Source organism: Bacteroides nordii (assembly GCF_019930665.1).
GTDB classification, from domain to species: Bacteria; Bacteroidota; Bacteroidia; order Bacteroidales; family Bacteroidaceae; genus Bacteroides; species Bacteroides nordii.
Genome location: NZ_CP082886.1, coordinates 2826383 through 2846826, shown reverse-complemented (window position 1 = coordinate 2846826; position 20444 = coordinate 2826383). Strand labels below are relative to the sequence as shown.

Here is a 20444-nt window from a genome sequence, read left to right as displayed (position 1 = left end):
AAGTAGAAAAATCTTAGATAAATGCTGATATGGTGGTAGTGCTTGAAATTTTGAATTGGAAAAGTGTTTCAATAAACGTTCGTTTAATGACACAAAGTTAAAACGTATATCTGAAATGCCAAAATATTCTTATGATTATTTTTGAGGGTATTGAAAAATAGAGATGTAAATTTCTTATATTCAATATATTATCAGATTGATAAAATTGGTGGTTTAACCTATTATTCTATAATCGTTATCTGTTTGAAATCTTTAAAAAAAACATGTGTCATTAAACGAACGTTTATTGAAACACTATTTCTATTTAAATGATTCGTTTACAATATTTTAAGTAATATAGTTATTTCATGTACCTCCTTCTGCGATAGTGGAGTGTTTTGAAATGATATGAATGCATTAAGATCTTCATCAATATTCGCATTACATAATTTAGCCGGGAGGTATTTCACTCTTCTGGTGTCCCCAAAGAATATCCTTTTGTGAACGATAAAACAACTATTTGCTGGTACGCTCTGCGTGTCACTTACGGCCGTGAGCTTACCTTGAAATCATATCTTGATAGCGAGGGTATCGAAAACTTTATCCCTATGCGTTATGAATTTATTTTGAAAAACGAACGCCGCGTACGTAAATTAGTTCCTGCAGTTCATAATCTTATATTTGTTTATTCTTCCCGTAACCGTATTGATGCTATGAAGGAGTTGCACGGTACAACGTTGCCTATTCGTTATATTATGAATCGTGAGTGTCATCGTCCCATTATCATTCCAGACTCTCAGATGCGCAGTTTTATTGCTATTTCAGGGAATCACGATCAAGCTTTACTCTATCTCGATCCTTCTGAGCCGGCACTCCGTAAGGGAACCCGTGTACGTATCATCGGTGGCGTTTTCGCCGGTGTTGAAGGCGAATTTGTTCGTGTGAGGAATGACCGTCGCGTCGTTGTATCCATTGATGGAGTGATGGCCGTTGCCACTACTTTCATTCATCCTTCCCTTGTTGAACCTATTATTGAAAAATAATCATTGATATATGAATTCATTAGAATCTGAAGTTTCCGCCTTGTCTACCTTGGCGGACGAGTTGCTTTATCTCGGTATAGACGATACTCCTATTTACAGCGATGATTTTACTCGCTTGAACCACGAGGTTTTTCAAAAAGCCAATGCCTTATATCACCAGCGCGGTAGTACCTTTGAAGAGGAAGCTTCGCTGTGTCTGGCGCTCTTGAAAGGATATAATGCTACGATTTACAATGATGGGGATAAGGAAGAGCGTATTCAAACAATTTTGAATCGTTGCTGGGAAGTACTTAAACACTTGTCTGCCTCATTGCTAAAGGTACAATTGCTAACGTATTGTTATGGGGAAGTGTTTGAAGAGGAGCTTATCCGAGAAGCATACATAATAATTGAGAGCTGGAACGGTAAAGAGCTATCGGAAGAAGAACAGGGGATTATTGAATATTTGAAGAATCTGGAAGAATATCCGTATCCGAATTGGGAAGAATGTAATTGAATTTTATATGCTTTCCTAACTTTTGTCTAATCGGAATTAAAGTAAAATAATTACAATATAAAAAGATATGAAGGTATTAGTGACGGGTGGAGCTGGTTTTATCGGTTCTAACCTTTGTGAGTATTTACTAAAGGAAGGGCACCAGGTAAGATGTCTTGATAATTTTATTACTGGAAAGGTTGAGAATTTATTACCCTTAATGAAAAAATATCCTGATTCTTTCGAGTTATCTGTAGGAGATATACGTAATATAGAAGACTGTAGAAAGGCGGTGGATGGGATGGAATATGTTTTACATGAAGCGGCTTTAGGTTCTGTTCCACGTAGTATTAAAGATCCCATTACTACCAATGAAGTTAATATTGGAGGTTTTCTTAATATGATTGTAGTTTCGCGAGATGCTGGAATTAAACGTTTTGTTTTTGCTGCAAGTTCCTCTACTTATGGTGATAGTCAGTCACTTCCTAAAGTAGAAAATATAATTGGAAACCCTCTTTCTCCCTATGCAATTACTAAGTATGTAGATGAGCTTTATGCAGATGTTTTTGCACGTACCTATAATTTTGAATACATAGGATTGAGATATTTTAATGTTTTTGGTAGACGTCAAGACCCATTTGGAGCATATGCAGCTGTTATTCCATTATTTGTAAAAAAGTTTATGAAACACGAAAGTCCTGTTATAAATGGAGATGGAGAATATAGCCGTGATTTTACATATATTGATAATGTAATACAAATGAATATGTTGGCATTGACAACTACTAACCCGGCAGCTGTTAATCAGATATACAATACGGCATTTGGAGAACGTACGACATTGAACCAATTGGTTAGTTATCTGAAAATGTATTTGAGTGAATTTGATCCGGAAATAAGCCAGGTAGAAATAGCACATGGCCCTAATCGTCAGGGGGATATTCCCCATTCTTTGGCATCTATTGATAAAGCTAAAACTCTTTTAAATTATGATCCGCAATATTGCATGAAAGATGGATTAAAAGAGGCTGTAAAATGGTACTGGGAGAATATCTGATTTTATAATCATTAAATCGTAAAATATTTATGGATACAATAAAAATTGCCGTAATCGGATTAGGTTACGTCGGACTTCCTTTGGCTCGTCTGTTTTCAACAAAATATAAAACTGTTGGTTTTGATATGAATCAAGCACGTGTTACTGCTTTAATGGAGGGACATGATGCGACTTTAGAGGTAGCTGATGAGCTACTTCGATCTGCAATTGAAAATGGTTTTGTATGTACTTCTAACATTGAGGATATAAGAGATTGTAATTTTTATGTAGTTGCGGTTCCTACCCCTGTTGACGAAAATCACAATCCGGATTTAACACCTCTGTACAAAGCGAGTGAATCTGTTGGTAAGGTTATTTCTGAAGGTGATATTGTGGTTTATGAGTCTACTGTCTATCCTGGTGTAACTGAAGATGAATGCATTCCGGTTGTTGAGAAGGTGTCTGGATTGAAATATAATATCGATTTTTTTGCAGGATATTCGCCGGAACGTATTAATCCGGGAGATAAATTACACACTGTAGAAAAAATCAAGAAAGTAACATCGGGCTCTACTCCTGAGATTGCTCGTATAGTTGATGATGTATATGCATCGGTTATCACAGCCGGAACACATTCTGCACCTACTATAAAGGTTGCCGAAGCTGCTAAAGTGATTGAAAATTCACAGCGTGACATCAATATTGCTTTCGTCAACGAATTATCCAAAATATTCACAAGAATGGGAATAGATACACAGGATGTCCTGGAGGCAGCTTCTACAAAATGGAATTTTTTACCATTCAAACCAGGATTGGTGGGCGGCCACTGTATTGGGGTGGACCCGTATTATTTAGCACAATGTGCTCAACGATATGGCTATAATCCTGAAATTATTCTTGCTGGGCGTAGAATGAATGATGGGATGGGCGAATATGTAGCTAATCAAGTCGTAAAACTTATGTTGAAAAGAGGTATCCAAGTATTAAATTCCAATATACTTATTCTTGGTTTTACATTCAAAGAAAACTGCCCAGATGTAAGAAATACGAAAGTAATTGATATTTATCATGCACTAAAGGAGTATGGAGTGAATATATCCGTATACGATCCTTGGGCGAATCCGATGATTGTAGAGAAAGAATATAGTATTAAAACTACTAATGAGTTATTGAGTAGTAAATTTGATGCTGTTATTTTGGCAGTAGCACATGAAGATTTTGAAAATCTTGATATAAATCGTTTTGTAAATTCTTCTAGTGTTATATATGATGTGAAAGGAGTACTAAATTCTAAAATGGTGGCAGGTAGATTATAAATAGGAGTTTGTTATTGTGAGAACTAAAATTTGTTTTGTAATTCCTGATCAATTTGGATATGCAGCGGGATATTATCAATATGCTAAATATTTATCAGAGTATGGTTTTGATGTAACAGTTCTTTCTGTTGATAAAGGGTTACCAAGAATTGAGGAAATACCAGACGTTACAATTGAATATCTATCAATAAATGAAAAATCTGTGTTTTCGAATACTATTTCATATATAAGAAAGTCAAAGCAGTATTTGAATACATTAGATATCAATACTATTATTATTTTAAAGTATATTCCATTTATTTCAGTACTTCTTCTGAATCTGAGAAGAAAGAAAAGAGTGTTCTTAGATATTAGAACTGGTGCTGTAAATAAGTCGAGAGTAAAGTCTGTTTTATTAAATGCTCTGCTGACATTTGAAAGTTATTTTTTTAGTCATATTTATATTTTATCTTTAGAGTTGGCTCGGATGCTTCATTTAAATATGAAGAAAATTGTCTATCTACCATTAGGGGCAGATGTGTACTCGGTCCAGTCAAAAAGTTATGAACATGATTTCAATCTACTTTATGTTGGTACTTTTAACTTCAGACGTATTTATGAAACCATTTACGGATTAAAAAAGTTTTGTGACAAGTACGCTTCACGTCTAAAGATAACTTATACTATAATCGGATATGGAGATGAGGATGAAATCCGTAATATAAAAAATGCTATTAACACATGCCATTTGAATGATTATGTTAACTATGTAGGTCGTAAAACATATACGGAATTTTCTACTTATTTTGCTAAAGCCAATATTGGAATCGCATATATACCTATGGTGAAATATTATAATAACCAGCCTTCGACAAAAGTTTTTGAATATGCATTATCCGGACTTGTTTGCCTGGCTACGAATACAGATGCCAATAAACAACTTATATGCTCTAAGAATGGAGTACTGTGTGATGATAACCCGGATGCTTTTTTTCTTGCGCTGGAGAAATTATATAGAGAAAGAAGTAGGTTTGTATTTACTGATATTACTCAGTCTATGAAACAATATTCGTGGAAGAACATAGTGAGAGAGGTTATAATTCCTTCTTTAAAAGATAAGTCGATATGGTAAAAAATAAAGTAATCGGTAACATCGCATATCTTGTTTCTTCGAGTTTAATAACTAAAATCGTGCTTTTTTTATTTTATATCTATGTTGCACGAATATTAGGTCCGAATGGTTATGGATATATTTCTTCTTCTACAGAATATGTAGGTCTTTTTTTGATTTTTGCAACATTTGGTCTTCAAATGGCAATTGTAAGGGAGGCTTCACGAAATTTGGATAATCAAATAGAGCTTTTTAACAAGATTCTTCCTGCCAGATTTGTTTTTAGTATTATTTCTTTCGTCTTTTGCATTACTATTTGTTATTTTTTATATTGGGACACAGTTAATTTTCCTTTGATAATGATTCTTGCAATAATGGTATTATTGCAACCATTGGAAGATCACTGTTATTCTTTCTTTTGGGTTAAACAAGAATTAAAGTTTGTTGCATTTGGCGAGTTAGTGAAAATTGTAGTTTATATTGGAAGCTTTATTTTATTAAATGTTTTGTTTGGTTTACAACTAACTAATCTGGTCATATCTACTTTGTTAGGCTTTTTATGTTCCATATTATTTAAAATGAAATGGCTGAAGAGGCGTTACGGGTATCAGTATCAATTTATAATTGATATACCGTATATTAGAAAAGTATTTTATATATCTTTCTATTTCGGGATTGTATCTATTATATATGTATATTCTTTGAAAATTGATATTCAGATGTTAAATGTGATTTGTGGCTCTACTGAAGTAGGATACTATAGTGTTGCCTGGCAAATGGTCCAGATCGGTATTGTTTTTATTCAATCGTTATCTACCTCACTATTTCCTAATTCTGTTCAGAAAATACATTTGAGAAGTTTTCGGATGAAGCTATTGAAGTATATTACTTATCTTACCTTCTTTGTAATTTTATGTGCTTTATTGGCAACATTTCTTTCTGATTCTATTATAAAATTGTTATATGGAACAGCTTATGGTAATTCTGCTTTGTTATTGAATCTTTTGGTATGGTATCTGCCAATGCGTTTATTTGCAGTATGGGGCTCTCAGATATTAGAAAGTGGAGCGTGGTATAAAAAAAGAGTTCTGATATATATTACTCCATTGGCTATTAACATTGTTTTAAATTATATTTATCTTCCTCTTTATGGTGCCCAGGCTGCTGCTGTTATTGCATTAATATCTAATTTTATTTTGGTGTCTTTAATAACTATATTTGCTTTTATTTATTCTAAAAAATATTATTCCAATGAGGACTGTAAAATGGTTGAAGTCTGAAATCAAAAAGTATCCTTGTTTGGTACACTTTATAAATCTGATACTATCGTTTATTAAATATTTACCTCATATTAGTTTCAAGCATGTGGATAGCAAGTACGAACTGATCAGATATGAGGATGGAAAAAATGAAACATTTTTTGGATATTATGATAAATCTCCTAAAAATGAAACAGGTGAATATATTCTTTATTACTCAACTTCTCATTCTACAAAAAAGAAACCAAACCCTAACTGCCCGATAAATCTAATTGTTTTTGATTGTGTTAATAATGTAATAGTGAAGCGTTTTCTTGTATATGCATACAATTGGCAGCAAGGCTCGAAGGTACAATGGATAGGAAAGTATAGATTTATATTTAATAATTATGATTTGGTTAAAAAAAGATATTATTCAGAATTGTATGATGTACAAATGAATATAAGTACTTCGATAGATTATCCTGTTTATGATGTCTGTAATAATAAAGCTTTATCTCTAAATTTTAGTCGTTTGGCTCTTTTGCGTCCAGATTATGGGTATTTTAATGTTGCCATGAGTAAGGAGGAATTGAAAGATATAAGTAATGATGGTGTTTATATAGTAGATTTAGAGTGCAATTCCTGTATCTTGCTATTATCTATAGAGAGATTGTTGCAAACTTTTCCAATTCGTTATGATATTGAAGAAGTAACTGCACATAAGGTAAATCATATTATGTTTTCTCCAAGCGGAGAAAGTTTTATTTTTCTTCATCGTTTTTTTATTAAAGGTAAAAAGATAGACCGACTTTTTCTTTATGAATTCGAATCACAGAAAATAAGTCTTTTAAGTGATAATGATATGGTGAGTCATTATAGTTGGATTGATAATAAACAGATCATTGTTTATATGAGACGTTTTGATATCGGAGATATGTATTATGTAATAGATTTATATCCCGTTAAAATTACTCCTATACAAAACGTAGAACTTCAGTCATTCGGTGATGGACATCCTACTGTAAAGAATGGCCTTTTGGTAACTGATTCATATCCTGATAATTCATGTACTCAATATTTATTATTATATGATTTTTCAATGAATAAAAGTTTGTGTTTAGGTACTTTTCATCATTCGCTATTGTATAGTCGAGAGATGAGATGTGATTTACATCCTAAGTGGACGTTTAATGGACAAGAAATTTTTTTTGATTCGATTTATAATAGGGGCAGACACTTGTATTCTTTAAAGTTATCCTAAGTGGTTTATCTGTTTTTTTTGTTCTATTCTCAGGTTTACTTTTATTTTTTAGGAAAATATTCTACTAAATTATATAAGTATTATCTCCTCTTAACACCTATTATATTACTCTGGGTAATAATTATAGGTGGACAATATAATGTGGGTACAGACTATTTCTCTTATATGAAATTATTTGTAGGTAGAGAAAGTTTATCTAGATATATTGATAATGGTGAATTGTTATTCGTTTTTTTAATTCGATTTTGTCATAATATTGGAATATACGGGCAAGGAATTCTTTTAGTGATTGTCTTTATTGAGGTTATATTGTATTTTTATATATCACAATTGATTGTTTCCAATAAAAATATTTGGGTTTTATTTGTTGTATATATTTGTTTCTCAACAATATTTAATAATCAAATGAATGGTATACGACAGTATTTTGCTATGTATTTTTTTACATTATCCGTATTGAAAATGCTAAATCGTAATTATGTTGTCATGAGTCTTTTGATGCTTGCTTCAGTACTTATTCATAAGTCTGCTTTATTGTTATCCTTATTTTTATTATTGTTTTTTTTCTTGAAGAATATCCGAACTTCTAAAATTTTATATTTGATCATTATTATTGGTGTGATTATAAGTGCTGTTCCGCTTTATAATAGTTTTATTGGATTTATTATGGAATATTCGTTTTATGATGGCTACATAGAAAATGGTTATATACAGGAAGTAGGAATCAATGATAAACTTATAAAATATGCTTTTGTTCCTGTATTTATGTATTCAATAAGAAAAGTAAAATTTTTAGATTTTCCTTGTTTTCATCGATATTTATTTATCATTGGTATTATTTCTTTTTCAGTTAGATTAATGGCTTTAAATTTATCTCTTACGAATCGGTTTGGCATGTATTTTGAATTTTTGATGTGCATACCATTAGTTTATTTAATTATTGCGTTGAAACGCCAATCTACTTTTAAATTTCTGTCATTATTACTTTTTATATATATGGTATATGCATTAAAAGTAACTTTTTTTGCTAAAGGGGAATATTTGTATGATTCTTATTTTCTCAATTGATACACATAGATTTTTATGAATGTCGATATTCTTATTTGTACATTTAATGAAGGTATAAATCGCGTAAAAGAGGTATTACTTGATTATCGAAAAGATATTCATTACGTTGTTTCTCATCAAATTACGAATAGCGATTATGATTACATCCCTTTGGAGTTGAAGCGCAAGGATGTTGCTGTTTTTCAAATAAAATCTAAGGGACTTTCTTTAAACCGTAATGCTTGTTTAAATCATGCCAAAGGTGATATTTGTTTTATTGCTGACGATGATGTCAAATACACGTATCAATATATTGATACTGTAAAAGGTATATTCCTCAAAGATTCACGTTTGGATGTTTGCATAGGTAAAATAAAAACAGATACAAATGTAGATTATAAAGCATACCCTTCTTATAGTCGAACAATAAAGAAATGGAATGTTACTAAGATCAGTAGTATTGAAATAATTGTGAAAAGATCTAGTATTTTGCAATTCAATGTCATTTTTGACATAAGGTTTGGGCTTGGAAGTTCTTTGTTTGCTTATGGAGGTGAAGAAGCTGTGTTTATAATGGATTGTTTGAATGTTGGGATGAATGTAAGATACTATCCTGTTTATGTATCTCAACATCCTTTCGAGTCTTCAGGGAAATTGGTACGACATGACGATGAGTTTATTCAATATCATGGCGCATTGATAAAACGCCTATATGGACAGTTTTCTCTATTATTAATGGGAGTAGTCTATTTAAAGAACTACTGGAAATATATATCACCATTTTTATTTGCAAAGAATTTTTTTATAGGTTGTAATAAAATTTAGTAATTTGTTTAAAAATAATACATAAATTAATTTGATTATGAAAGCATGTTTTATGGGCCTTGGTTATATAGGTCTTCCTACAGCCATCATTGCAGCCAAACATGGTATTCAAGTTATCGGGGTTGACATTAATCCTGTTGTTGTAGATATGACTAATCAAGGTCAATTACACATAATAGAGCCCGGTATGCAAGAGATACTTCAAGAAGTAGTTGGTAACGGATTATTAAAAGCATCTACAGTGCCAGAGGTTAGTGATGCCTATTTTATAGTAGTCCCCACTCCTTTTAAAGGGAATCATGAACCGGATATTTCTTTTGTCGAAGCTGCAACACGTGCTATAATTCCATTGTTAAAGGAAGGAGATTTGTATGTTATTGAGTCTACTTCTCCTATTGGTACAACAAACACGATGGCTCATTTAATATTTGCTCTTCGTCCAGAGTTAAAAGATAAAATTTATATTGCTTACTGCCCTGAACGTGTATTGCCAGGAAATGTTATTTATGAATTGGTTCATAATGATCGTGTAATTGGAGGAATAGATGAGGCTTCTACTGATAAAGCTATTGCTTTTTATAACAAATTTGTACAAGGGACACTTCATCGGACCCATTGTAAAACTGCAGAGATGTGTAAATTGACAGAAAATTCTTCACGCGATGTACAGATTGCATTTGCAAATGAGCTTTCTTTAATTTGTGATAAAGCTGGTATTAATGTTTGGGAGTTGATTTCTTTGGCAAATAAACATCCTCGTGTGAATATTCTACAGCCGGGCTGTGGTGTTGGTGGTCATTGTATTGCAGTGGATCCCTATTTTATAACAACAGATTTTCCGATAGAATCCCAGTTAATAGCGAAAGCACGTGAGATAAATAATTATAAGGCATTTTGGTGTGCGGAGAAAGTTGAAAATGCAATGCTGAGATTTGAATTGGAACATCATCGTAGACCTACTATTGCGATGATGGGACTATCTTTTAAACCAGATATTGATGATTTACGTGAAGCTCCGGCAAAGTATATTACTACAAAGGTTATGCAAAGTTGTAATAATGCTGATTTATTAATAGTGGAGCCTAATGTCGTTGAACATAAAGTTTTTAAGTTAACTGATTATAAGAAAGCTTACAAGAAAGCAGATATTGTAGTTTTTTTAGTGGCTCATTCAGTGTTTAAGTCTTTACCATATGATAATAAAAAGGTAATTCTAGATTTTTGTGGAGTTTATAAAAAGTAGGATTTTTTTATAATAAACTTATATCGTTATACGTATGAAAAAAGTAATGTTGGTTTTTGGCACTCGCCCAGAAGCTATAAAAATGGCTCCTTTAGTAAAAGAATTCCAAAAAGATTTGGTGGCATTTCAAACAATTGTATGTGTTACTGGTCAACATCGAGAGATGCTTGACCAAGTATTACATCTCTTTAATATAACTCCTGATTATGATTTGAATATAATGAAATCAGGGCAAGATTTGTATGATGTGACTTCACGTGTACTTATTGGAATGCGTAAGGTTTTGAAAGAAGTCCTTCCGGATATTGTGTTGGTACATGGTGATACGACAACTTCTACAGCAGCAGCTCTTGCGGCTTTTTATCAACAAATACCAGTCGGGCATGTGGAAGCAGGATTACGTACATTTAATATTTATAGTCCTTGGCCTGAAGAAATGAATCGTCAGATAACGGGGCGCATTGCGACTTATCATTTTTCTCCTACGCAGCTTAGTCGGGAGAATTTGTTGAAAGAGGGGATAACAGATGAAAAGATAATTGTTACAGGTAATACTGTAATTGATGCTCTCCATGTGGTAGTGGATAGAATAAAAAAAGATAAACTCTTGGAGAGAGAACTAAGTGAAGCATTATTATTGTCCGGTTACGATGTAAATCGATTGCATAACGGTAAGCGACTGGTATTAATAACAGGACATCGTCGTGAAAACTTTGGTGATGGATTTGTTGCAATTTGTAAGGCCATAAAAGCTCTAACTGAAAAATATCCAGAGGTAGATTTTATATATCCAATGCACTTAAATCCCAATGTTCGTAAACCTATTTATGAAGTTTTTGGTGAGAGTCAGCTTTCTAATATCTGTTTTGTAGAACCTTTGGAATATCTATCATTTGTTTACTTGATGGAAAAGTCAGCCATTGTGTTGACTGATAGTGGAGGTATTCAAGAGGAGGCTCCCGGATTGGGTAAACCTGTGCTGGTAATGCGTGATACAACAGAACGACCGGAAGCATTGGAAGCTGGAACAGTGAAACTGGTAGGTAAAGATTATAATAAAATAGTTAGTGAGGTTTCTGTTTTGTTGGATAACCAAACTTATTATGATAAAATGAGTAAAGCTGTCAATCCTTATGGAGATGGTCAAGCTTCTGGTCGAATAGTTGACGTACTTAGATGAAAATTGCGATTTTAACTCAATATTATAAGCCGGAAATGGGAGCACCTCAAAATCGGCTTTATGAAATGGCTGTCGGACTTAAAAAATGTGGTGCAGACATTACTATTATTACTGGTATGCCAAATTATCCTACAGGAAAAATATTTAAAGAATATAGAGGTAAATGGTTTTGTAAAGAGAGTTTGGATGAGATTGATGTATTTAGATTTTGGTTGTTTGCATCTAATGTAAAACGTGTTTTGCCTCGTGTTTTAAGTATGCTATCTTTTTCTTTTTCAGTTTTGTTTTCATTGAAATACGTTCGAAAAAAAAGATTCGATTTTATAATTGTTGAAAGTCCTCCTTTAACATTAGGGGTGAGTGGATATTTCTTATCGAAGACTTGTAAGTCTAAAATGATAATGAATATATCTGATTTATGGCCTTTATCTGCAAGAGAGTTAGGGGTCTTGACTGATGGAGTAATTTATCGTATACTTGAAAAGTTAGAATGTTTTTTATATAAGAAATCAGTAGCATGTATGGGGCAATCTCAAGAAATAGTCAGCTATGTTTCTCAACATGGTGCATCTCAAGCGTATCTTTTTAGAAATGGGGTTACGCCAGAACGTTTTCAGAATATCTCAAATAAGAAAAAGACGAATGGTAATCTTATTATTGTATATGCCGGACTTTTGGGGGTTGCTCAAGGAATTTTAGAAATTTGTCAAAAAATTGATTTTAAATCGTTAGGAGCTGAATTTCATATTTATGGTGCTGGAGGTGAGCAATATTTAATTGAAGAGTTTTTGATGACTAATTCAGAGAGAGGCATTTTTTTTCATGGTAGAGTTTCGCGTGATGAGATACCAGGTTTATTAAAACAGGCTGATGTTACTTTAATACCTTTAGTGAAAAATATATTCGGAGCTGTACCTTCCAAAATTTATGAATCTATGGCTGCAGGAGTTCCTATCTTATTTGCTGGTGAAGGAGAAGGGCAGCGTATAATTGAAGAAAATTGTTTAGGTTGGGTTTCTCGTTCAAGAGACTATGAGAAATTAATTGAAAATATAAAATTAATTCGTTCAAATGATATTGATATGTTACGAAAAAGAGAAAATTGCAAAAATGCTGCAGAAAATTTGTTTAATAGACCTAGACAGATTAAAGCACTATTTCAATACCTCTCTCAATTAAATACTTAATATTTGGTTATTTTACAGCATATTCGTTTGCTCAATATTGTTTTTCTATTAAGAGAAATTACTTATTATAGAGCATCTAACTTTATTTTATCATAATAACTCATTTATGAAAATACCCTTTTCACCACCTTATATTGACGAGGCGGTTATCAACGAAGTCGTTGATTCGTTACGTTCCGGTTGGATCACATCCGGTCCGAAAGTAAAGGCTTTGGAGGAAGAAATAAAATCTTTTTCGGGAGCAAAAGAAGTACTTTGTGTCAATTCCTGGACATCAGGAGCTATTATGATGTTGCGTTGGCTGGGAGTGAAGGAGGGCGATGAAGTGATCGTTCCTGCCTATACTTATAGTGCAACGGCGTTGGCGGTGCTTCATGCCGGAGCTAAACCTGTAATGGTGGATTCTGGAACGGATTTTAATATTTCGGTGGAGGCTGTTCGTAAAGCTATTACTTCTAAAACAAAGGCAATTATTCCGGTAGATATTGCCGGCTTTCCTTGCGATTATGAAAAGATCATGGCACTGGTGCAGGAATCTGAAATGATAAAATTGTTCCGTGCGGAATCTTCCGTGCAAGAAAAATTGGGACGTATCTTGGTGATGAATGATGCTGCCCACTCTTTGGGAGCACGCTACAGTAGTCATCAGCGTACCGGTTGTGAAACTGATATAGCTATCTTTTCACTCCATGCCGTGAAAAATGTGACTACTGCTGAAGGTGGAGCCATTTGTTTGAACTTGCCCAATCCGTTTGATAATGCAGAATTATATAAGGAACTACGGATGATGAGCCTAAACTGCCAGACTAAGGATGCTTTTTCAAAATCAAAAGCCGGAGGATGGCGTTATGATATTGTTGGTTTCGGAATGAAAATCAATATGGCTGATGTGAATGCTGCCATCGGACTGGCGCAAATACGGGAATATTCGGAGTTACTAAAAGAGAGAAAACGGGTCTTCGATACTTACAATAATGCTTTTTCGGCTTGTGACTGGGCTATTGTTCCACCTTCTGTGGATGGAGAAAAAGAAAGTTCTTATCATATTTATGCTTTACGCGTTAAAGGTTTTACCGAAGAACAACGCGACCGGATGATTGATGAGATCGCTAAAAGTGAAGTGGCTGTGAATGTACACTTTATACCGATGCCGATGTTGTCGTTCTTTAAATCGATGGGATATGATATTAAGGATTATCCACAGGCTTATCAGAACTTTAAGAGTGAGATATCGTTGCCGATATATCCCCAATTGGATAGTGAAAAATTAAAATTCATTATTGATACTGTAAAGGCGGCCTATACGACCGTGATTGCAAAAAACAGATAGTATATTTACAAACACTAAACAGATAAGCTTCTTGATTCGTTTTTTTGATATCGTTTTTTCCCTTTTGGGAATTTTATTACTTTCTCCTGTCTTTCTTCTTCTTTATATAGCCATTTGCCTCGAAAGTAAAGGAGGCGGTTTCTATAAACAGCTCCGTGTGGGACAATACGGGCGGGATTTTTATGTCTATAAATTCCGTTCAATGCGTATGGGAGCTGATAAGAAGGGGTTGATAACGGTAGGGGGGAGAGATCCCAGAATAACCCGTACCGGATACTTTATTCGGAAGTATAAATTGGATGAATTGCCTCAATTGTTTAATGTGCTGAAAGGTGATATGAGTTTGGTGGGACCACGTCCTGAGGTTCGTAAATATGTGGATTTATATTCCGATGAACAGAAGAAGGTATTGAGTGTACGTCCGGGAATTACGGATTATGCTTCTATTGAATATGTAGATGAAAATACGATTCTTGGAGGGGCTTCAGATCCCGACAAAGCATATATAGAACAGATTATGCCCGATAAAATACGGTATAATATGAAATATATATGTAATCGTTCGGTGAAGGAGTATTTTAAAATTATATTTCAGACATTTTGGAGCATCATACGTTAAATATAATCGGGGGAAAAATAAAAGAGATTATTCTAATTTTGTTTGTTCCTTATTATGTGAGAAGGGGAAAGAAGTAATTCTTCTTGGAGGCAGAGTGTGAAAATAGCCAGGGTCATCTTTAAAGGTGATTTCGGCTATTTTTTTGTTAATTTAGTATAGGTGAAATCATGAATAATTTTATCCAACCAGTATGCAGAATTTTGAAAAAAATATGGAAGAATACTTTTATATGGATAATGCTACTTTTATCAGAATACACTACCTTGAACGGAGGAATTGATATGTTGTTGAAAACTGATCGGTATATTTCTTTTTTTCCATCGCTTACCGAACCTCCCCGTGCGGGAAGTACGTTTCGTTTTTTTTTGATTCTTTAGACTATTGGGGCTAATCATTCTGTGTTAAACGTTGTTCTATGAGCAACATCTAAACCAATAGTAATATGAAAGATTTAGTAGCTGACATCAAGTATGATGCCTCAAAAGTGATTAATCAGGCCGTGGGGCCAAGTAAAGAATTTTGTATAGGATATATGAATCCCGGTGCTGGTGAGGGATACATCTCTACCATGAAGCTCTCCGTCGGTACAGTCGATGTGAAAGACCTCGATACAGTAACCGAGAACATTGTTTCTTATGACCGTTGCGAGAAGAATGATGCTTATATTGGTCAGATCAACATGCTTACTGTCTCTTCTTTTTGTGGACTGAATGGTGCGGTCTGGGGTTTTGATCTTGCTAAACATGACGACATTGCAAGTGGAGCAGAGAAGCCGATGTACATGCAATCTCAACCCGATGGACCTGATATTCCTGTTTACAATGTTCGTCCGCTACTCGAAGCTACCGAGCGCTTGTTCGGTAAAGAGCAACAACGCCGTTTTCCGCCTATGCCCGGTTCACACATTATCTGTGCTAATAAGGATGTCACTGCCCGTGGTCCGCTATGGGTATGGTCTGCCATAGGTATTGCTATTCTGAAAAACCGTAGTAAAGGTTCTTCTCTTTTCATAGAAGATGCCAATACCTACGGAAATGATTCTACTACAGAGTCTGAGATGATTGGCTATCTTGAAGGTACTCTTCGCAAAGTGACCAATAGTATTGCCTTGTGCGGACAAGATCAGGGAGTGGAATACGAACGTATCTATGTAGGTTACAAATACACATTCGTAGAACCTCATCAGGTAGGTTGCGCTCTTACCTGTGCCCCTTATATTAACCTCGCTCAGAATGCAATTCCTGAGGGTATGCAAGCCTCCGACCTGCGTCAACTCACTATCAGCGAGTGGGAAAAGAAATTGAAACTTGAAGAGTTGACTATCTGGTAATGAAGCCTTCCCTTTTATACATTCATTGGTTTCTTATTACAGGATTATAGAAAGAGAAAATACAGGTTGCGAGGGCACACGGGTTTATTGATACTTTTGAGAGAGGAACGGAGTGTTCGTTTCATTCATAAGTTGTTCGTTTGTAGTTTGTAAGTGCTTCGTAACCTGTATCTCTTTTTTAATTGTTTTTTATCCACCAATCGATCATTTTACGTGCCAGGCTGAGTTTACGTGGCAGTTCCGGTAGGTTCTCACGTGTGTAGAAAGCTCCTGAACTCAACTCTTCGTCTTGTAAACTGATTTCTCCGCCGGCATAATCGGCAATGAATCCTACCATTAACCCGCTGGGATAGGGCCACGGCTCGTTACCAAAATAAGTGATGTTTTTAATATCAAGTCCTGTTTCCTCTTTTACTTCGCGCATTACACATTCTTCCAGTGTTTCTCCGGTTTCCAGAAAACCTGCTACCAGGCTATAGAAAGTTCCTTTAAAATTTCGTGCATGTACCAATAGTAACGAATCTTCTTTACGTACCAACACCAGTATGGCTGCTGAAATAGAAGGATACATTTCGTTTCCGCATGCCGGACATTTCTTCATGATAGTATCTTTCATTTCCGTTTTTGTGCCACATACCGGGCAGAAACGGCTATGCTGATCCCAATGTAGTATTTCGAAAGCTTTTCCTGCTGTATGGTATTGTTTCAACGGGATAAAATCATAAGAAGCACGTAGCCCGGTCATACAATATTCGTCGGATTCTTCTATGGGATGGCTGACTACGAAGGCCTTGCAGGGCTGTCCCTCCAGAATACATATTTCGTGTACATGGGTATCTGCCGGGATAGGTAGAGGAGGTTGTTCGTTACAAGGGATTGTCAACTTATTATTCTGCTTTTTAAGTAGTAGCTGGTCTTTGTAGAATACAATCCACCAGGTAGTAGTTAATTTGCTCATTTCTTTAATAACTTTTTTATATCCGATTCATTGATCCATTGCTGTTTTGACGGGCGTCCGCATCCAATAGTGGTTCCCGTTTCCGGCATTCTCACCTGTCTCATTTGCGCCTTTTCGCAGGCTGTTTGCATGGCTTGCATGGGATCTTTCCGGCGGGGTTTGATACTGGAATATTCTGTGGGAAAATCGAGTCCTAATTCTTCCATTAATAATTTTAGCTGCCGGCGTGGTTCTTTAGCATTCGGGTGTTCTTTGATGAGGTACATCAGCTTCCGACGCTTGTCAAAAGGTTCCTGATATTCCCGCAGCATTTCTTTGTTTACAAAAGTGATGTAAGTAACCGTTCCGTTTCCGGCGTGGTCTATTACACTTAGTCCTTCGTTGTGTGCCAGGTATTTTGTATTGCGATGCCCACACATGACGGTATCTTTCAGAAGAGACAGGTAGATGAATCTGATTATGTCATGTTCGTCATTATACCGGATACCTTTGGGCTTCAGATACCGGCTGTTGAGCCTCTTCATATAGTGGGGCGTCACCCGGCTACACCTGTATTCGTCGATGAGGTAGATGCCTTTTTCACCATATTCGTTGGTATAGAAGGTATAAAAGGCATAATGAATGACCTTTGGATCTTCAAGCATGATCATAATGTTCCATACTATTCCTGTGCGGGGAGAGGTGACACTCACATGACTCTCTACCGGAAACGACAGGGAATACTTCATTCCCCGTCCGGTTCTTGCCAGTAGTCCGATATATTCTTCGGATAAAAAATCCCACTCTTTATTCAGTTCTCCTTCTATCTGTATAGGTAGTAGCTTGTTGCTTAGTTCTTTCATTCTCTTTATGCTCTCATCAGGAACACCTCTGATTTAATAGAGTTACAAAGATATGCATTTTAAAGGATGATTTTCCTTTCCACTCCTATTTCATTTATAAAATATTTATCATGTGATACTACCAGCACTGTTCCTGTATAATCTCTGATGGTCGATGTGATGATTTCTATACTTTGAATATCCAGGTTGTTGGTCGGTTCATCCAGAATAAACATATCGGGCGTATTATTACTGATCATCAGACAACAGAAGGCAAGCCGCATCTTTTCTCCGCCACTGAGTTTCTTACAGGGTTTATCCCATACTGTGGAGGGGAACAGATAGCGATTGAGTCTGATTTTCACCTCATGTTCGGGCAGGTTGCGAATGTTGAAAGCCTCCGCTTGCTGAAGAACACTCCGTTCATTCTGAATGATAGAGTACTCCTGATTGAGGTAGACATATTTGAAATCGGCACGGAGTAATGTTCCTTCCTTGGGCGTGATATTTCCGGTGATGAGTTTGAGCAAAGTGGTTTTACCGCATCCATTTGAACCTTCAATGCAAAGACGGTCACCACTTTTCAATTGAAAGCTGAGTGGATCTTTCCATAACAGCTCGTCTTTATAGCCAAAATTAATATCGGTTGCCGTAATCAGAATCTTTCCGATACGTAATCCTGAAGTATCAAAATCGGTTTTTAATACTGCCGCATCAGAAAGGGAACTTCTGATTTGAGTCATCTCACCGGTTAACTTTTCCGCTTTCTCAGCATGTATATCATTAAGTTTGGTAGTACTCTTTTCTGCTCTGTCTTTCAATGTATTCATCATAATGCGTGGAATACCTTTCCTGGCACTTGCTTTCTCGCCGCGTACATTCTGTTTTTCTTTTCGTTCGGTCACTTCACGGGCTATCTTCCGGGCTAAACGAAGTTCTTTTTCTTTTTCTTCGAGTTGTTGTTGCAGGGCATTTAGCATGATACCTTTTTGTTCTTTATAAAACTCATAGTTGCCTCCATAAGTAGTAATGTTGTTTGGGGTTAGTTCACAGGTAGTATTCAGCAGATTGAGCAGTGTCCGGTCATGGCTGACAACAATAAGTGTGGAAGCTGCTTTCTTTATGAAATCATAAAGCCGTTTTCTCCCTTGAATATCCAGATGGTTGGTCGGCTCATCCAGCAGAATTACGGAGGGAGAATGTATTTCCATACCAGCCAGGAATACCCGGGTTTTCTCTCCGCCACTGAGTTGGCACAGGGGGAGTGAGGCTGTTTTGTCTCCTAATCCCCAGGACTCTAAAGCAGCTTGTATTCTTTCTTCAATATTCCAATCTTCATCAAGAGTATTAAAGTTTTCTACAGACACATCACCGTTCAGTATGGCGTGTAGCGCTTCTATTTTTTTGTCTACTCGTAAGGCTTGTGCAATGGTCTGTCCGTCATATTGTCCGAAATGTTGGGGAATATAATAGATATCGTCCGGCCGGACCACCGTTCCTGATGAAGGCGGCAGCCATCCGGCTATAATCTGTAGCAGGGTTGATTTGCCCGAACCATTATTTCCGATTAATGCAATCTTTTGCCCCTTGTTTACAGAGAGGGTAAGGTCTTTAAACAGAATTTCTTTATCTGCATGTATATACGTGATTTGTTGAATGGATATACTCATACTAACTACTGGGTTTTGAATGTTAAATACTTGGGATAATTAAAAAAAGGAGGGGAGGGACAAACACAATAGTGGCTAAACATACACGTTTGTGATGCTTAGCGTCAATAGAAAGATAGCATATAAAAAGTGATGTTTACCGAAATGTCTTGTCTTACTTAGATATTCTCATCGGGGTAGTTTAAATTGATTCGGTGGCAAAGATAGGATAAAAATTGGAATAGACAAAATAAAGGTTCATTTGATAAATGTGTAGTTGTCAAAAAAGTAATTATAAAAATCCTTTAAGAGAGAATATAAGGTAGAATATAAATACTCACTCTGATGTAATCTGCTGATTGATAATGAATATAAATCTTCTGTTTAAAGATAGGCAAGAGTGTACAATTATGCGAGTGTTAATTGTACATCTTTGTGATACTAAAATGTACACATTTGATATGCTAAAATGTACATTCTTATAAAGCAAAATCAGGGGTGTTAAAAAATGAATTAACATTATTAACGAACTACGCATTTGTAGGATGAATCGAAATAAAAGCCCCTGTAGAAAGACGAGGGCAACCTAAATGTTTTCAATGGTTCAAAGATACTAATTTGAAAGCTAATTACAACTTTTACTTTGGCAAAAACTAAACAGTATCTTAATAAAGTATCTTCTTAAAAGTTGTGCTATCAATCAGCGTGTTGAGTATTTTGAAACTAAAACCGATAATCATGATCGATAACTGGAAGAGTTAGCAAAAAAGTGAATTTCTTAATTCGGACTTCACTACCTCCGATGTTATATATT

The 20444-nt window shown here is 35.2% G+C and carries 18 protein-coding genes; 14 read left to right on the top strand and 4 right to left on the bottom strand.

Going from position 1 to position 20444, the window contains the following annotated elements; genetic code table 11:
- The first annotated feature begins 479 nt into the window (after positions 1-479).
- The 6 genes from K8P02_RS11450 to K8P02_RS11425 all read left to right on the top strand — a co-directional run bounded on the left by K8P02_RS11450 (position 480) and on the right by K8P02_RS11425 (position 6219).
- Positions 480-1022 (top strand): UpxY family transcription antiterminator, encoded by a 543-nt coding sequence (locus K8P02_RS11450; protein WP_007486521.1) that lies wholly within the window; start codon positions 480-482, stop codon positions 1020-1022.
- 10 nt (positions 1023-1032) lie between these two features.
- Positions 1033-1518 (top strand): UpxZ family transcription anti-terminator antagonist, encoded by a 486-nt coding sequence (locus tag K8P02_RS11445; RefSeq protein WP_025867187.1) that lies wholly within the window; start codon positions 1033-1035, stop codon positions 1516-1518.
- Positions 1519-1585: 67 nt separating this feature from the next.
- A complete protein-coding gene (locus K8P02_RS11440) occupies positions 1586-2554 on the top strand; it encodes an SDR family oxidoreductase (RefSeq protein ID WP_025867188.1) in 969 nt (322 codons plus the stop codon).
- 29 nt (positions 2555-2583) lie between these two features.
- Positions 2584-3849, top strand: a complete 1266-nt coding sequence (locus K8P02_RS11435; RefSeq protein WP_025867189.1) for a nucleotide sugar dehydrogenase — start codon at positions 2584-2586, stop codon at positions 3847-3849.
- A gap of 16 nt (positions 3850-3865) precedes the next feature.
- A complete protein-coding gene (locus K8P02_RS11430; protein ID WP_223381305.1) occupies positions 3866-4960 on the top strand; it encodes a glycosyltransferase in 1095 nt (364 codons plus the stop codon).
- Positions 4954-6219, top strand: coding sequence for a flippase (locus K8P02_RS11425; RefSeq protein WP_025867190.1), 1266 nt, complete (start codon positions 4954-4956; stop codon positions 6217-6219). The genes K8P02_RS11430 and K8P02_RS11425 overlap by 7 nt, the downstream gene beginning before the upstream one ends.
- A 1148-nt stretch (positions 6220-7367) precedes the next feature.
- Here the strand turns inward: K8P02_RS11425 and K8P02_RS21905 are convergent.
- Positions 7368-7499, bottom strand: a complete 132-nt coding sequence (locus tag K8P02_RS21905) for a plasmid partition family protein (RefSeq protein ID WP_155921439.1) — start codon at positions 7497-7499, stop codon at positions 7368-7370.
- On the opposite strand from K8P02_RS21905, the gene K8P02_RS11415 reads away from it, so the two are divergent.
- From K8P02_RS11415 to K8P02_RS11380, 8 genes are all read left to right on the top strand, one after another.
- A complete protein-coding gene (locus tag K8P02_RS11415) occupies positions 7442-8509 on the top strand; it encodes an EpsG family protein (protein ID WP_025867191.1) in 1068 nt (355 codons plus the stop codon). The genes K8P02_RS21905 and K8P02_RS11415 overlap by 58 nt on opposite strands.
- A gap of 15 nt (positions 8510-8524) precedes the next feature.
- Positions 8525-9313: a glycosyltransferase family A protein gene (locus K8P02_RS11410; protein ID WP_223382364.1), complete on the top strand. Its 789-nt coding sequence runs from the start codon at positions 8525-8527 to the stop codon at positions 9311-9313.
- Positions 9314-9350: 37 nt separating this feature from the next.
- Positions 9351-10556, top strand: coding sequence for a UDP-N-acetyl-D-mannosamine dehydrogenase (wecC, locus tag K8P02_RS11405; RefSeq protein WP_025867192.1), 1206 nt, complete (start codon positions 9351-9353; stop codon positions 10554-10556).
- Between the two features lie 34 nt (positions 10557-10590).
- On the top strand, positions 10591-11736 hold the full coding sequence (wecB, locus tag K8P02_RS11400) for a non-hydrolyzing UDP-N-acetylglucosamine 2-epimerase (RefSeq protein ID WP_025867193.1): 1146 nt from the start codon (positions 10591-10593) through the stop codon (positions 11734-11736).
- A complete protein-coding gene (locus K8P02_RS11395) occupies positions 11733-12923 on the top strand; it encodes a glycosyltransferase family 4 protein (RefSeq protein WP_223382362.1) in 1191 nt (396 codons plus the stop codon). Before wecB ends, K8P02_RS11395 begins: the two co-directional genes overlap by 4 nt.
- Positions 12924-13029: 106 nt before the next feature.
- Positions 13030-14253 (top strand): DegT/DnrJ/EryC1/StrS family aminotransferase, encoded by a 1224-nt coding sequence (locus tag K8P02_RS11390; RefSeq protein ID WP_025867194.1) that lies wholly within the window; start codon positions 13030-13032, stop codon positions 14251-14253.
- Positions 14254-14284: 31 nt separating this feature from the next.
- Positions 14285-14872, top strand: coding sequence for a sugar transferase (locus K8P02_RS11385; protein WP_025867195.1), 588 nt, complete (start codon positions 14285-14287; stop codon positions 14870-14872).
- Positions 14873-15314: 442 nt separating this feature from the next.
- A complete protein-coding gene (locus tag K8P02_RS11380) occupies positions 15315-16202 on the top strand; it encodes a histidine decarboxylase, pyruvoyl type (RefSeq protein WP_025867196.1) in 888 nt (295 codons plus the stop codon).
- Between the two features lie 178 nt (positions 16203-16380).
- Here the strand turns inward: K8P02_RS11380 and nudC are convergent, their stop codons facing one another.
- From nudC to abc-f, 3 genes are read right to left on the bottom strand one after another with little or no spacing between them, the layout of a single operon-like run.
- The gene (gene nudC / locus K8P02_RS11375; protein ID WP_002561368.1) at positions 16381-17160 is read right to left on the bottom strand and encodes an NAD(+) diphosphatase; all 780 of its coding nucleotides are present in this window, start codon (positions 17158-17160) and stop codon (positions 16381-16383) included.
- Positions 17157-18002, bottom strand: a complete 846-nt coding sequence (locus K8P02_RS11370) for a hypothetical protein (protein ID WP_025867197.1) — start codon at positions 18000-18002, stop codon at positions 17157-17159. Before K8P02_RS11370 ends, nudC begins: the two co-directional genes overlap by 4 nt.
- A 59-nt stretch (positions 18003-18061) precedes the next feature.
- Complete coding sequence (gene abc-f, locus K8P02_RS11365) at positions 18062-19651, bottom strand: ribosomal protection-like ABC-F family protein (protein ID WP_025867198.1); 1590 nt, start codon at positions 19649-19651, stop codon at positions 18062-18064.
- Between the last annotated feature and the right edge of the window lie 793 nt (positions 19652-20444).

Coding starts and splice junctions, on each gene's coding strand:
- K8P02_RS11445 (WP_025867187.1), top strand. CDS start 1,033: ATGAATTCATTAGAATCTGAAGTTTCCGCCTTGTCTACCTTGGCGGAC.
- K8P02_RS11440 (WP_025867188.1), top strand. CDS start 1,586: ATGAAGGTATTAGTGACGGGTGGAGCTGGTTTTATCGGTTCTAACCTT.
- K8P02_RS11435 (WP_025867189.1), top strand. CDS start 2,584: ATGGATACAATAAAAATTGCCGTAATCGGATTAGGTTACGTCGGACTT.
- K8P02_RS11425 (WP_025867190.1), top strand. CDS start 4,954: ATGGTAAAAAATAAAGTAATCGGTAACATCGCATATCTTGTTTCTTCG.
- K8P02_RS11410 (WP_223382364.1), top strand. CDS start 8,525: ATGAATGTCGATATTCTTATTTGTACATTTAATGAAGGTATAAATCGC.
- wecC (WP_025867192.1), top strand. CDS start 9,351: ATGAAAGCATGTTTTATGGGCCTTGGTTATATAGGTCTTCCTACAGCC.
- wecB (WP_025867193.1), top strand. CDS start 10,591: ATGAAAAAAGTAATGTTGGTTTTTGGCACTCGCCCAGAAGCTATAAAA.
- K8P02_RS11395 (WP_223382362.1), top strand. CDS start 11,733: ATGAAAATTGCGATTTTAACTCAATATTATAAGCCGGAAATGGGAGCA.
- K8P02_RS11390 (WP_025867194.1), top strand. CDS start 13,030: ATGAAAATACCCTTTTCACCACCTTATATTGACGAGGCGGTTATCAAC.
- K8P02_RS11380 (WP_025867196.1), top strand. CDS start 15,315: ATGAAAGATTTAGTAGCTGACATCAAGTATGATGCCTCAAAAGTGATT.
- nudC (WP_002561368.1), bottom strand. CDS start 17,160: ATGAGCAAATTAACTACTACCTGGTGGATTGTATTCTACAAAGACCAG.
- K8P02_RS11370 (WP_025867197.1), bottom strand. CDS start 18,002: ATGAAAGAACTAAGCAACAAGCTACTACCTATACAGATAGAAGGAGAA.
- abc-f (WP_025867198.1), bottom strand. CDS start 19,651: ATGAGTATATCCATTCAACAAATCACGTATATACATGCAGATAAAGAA.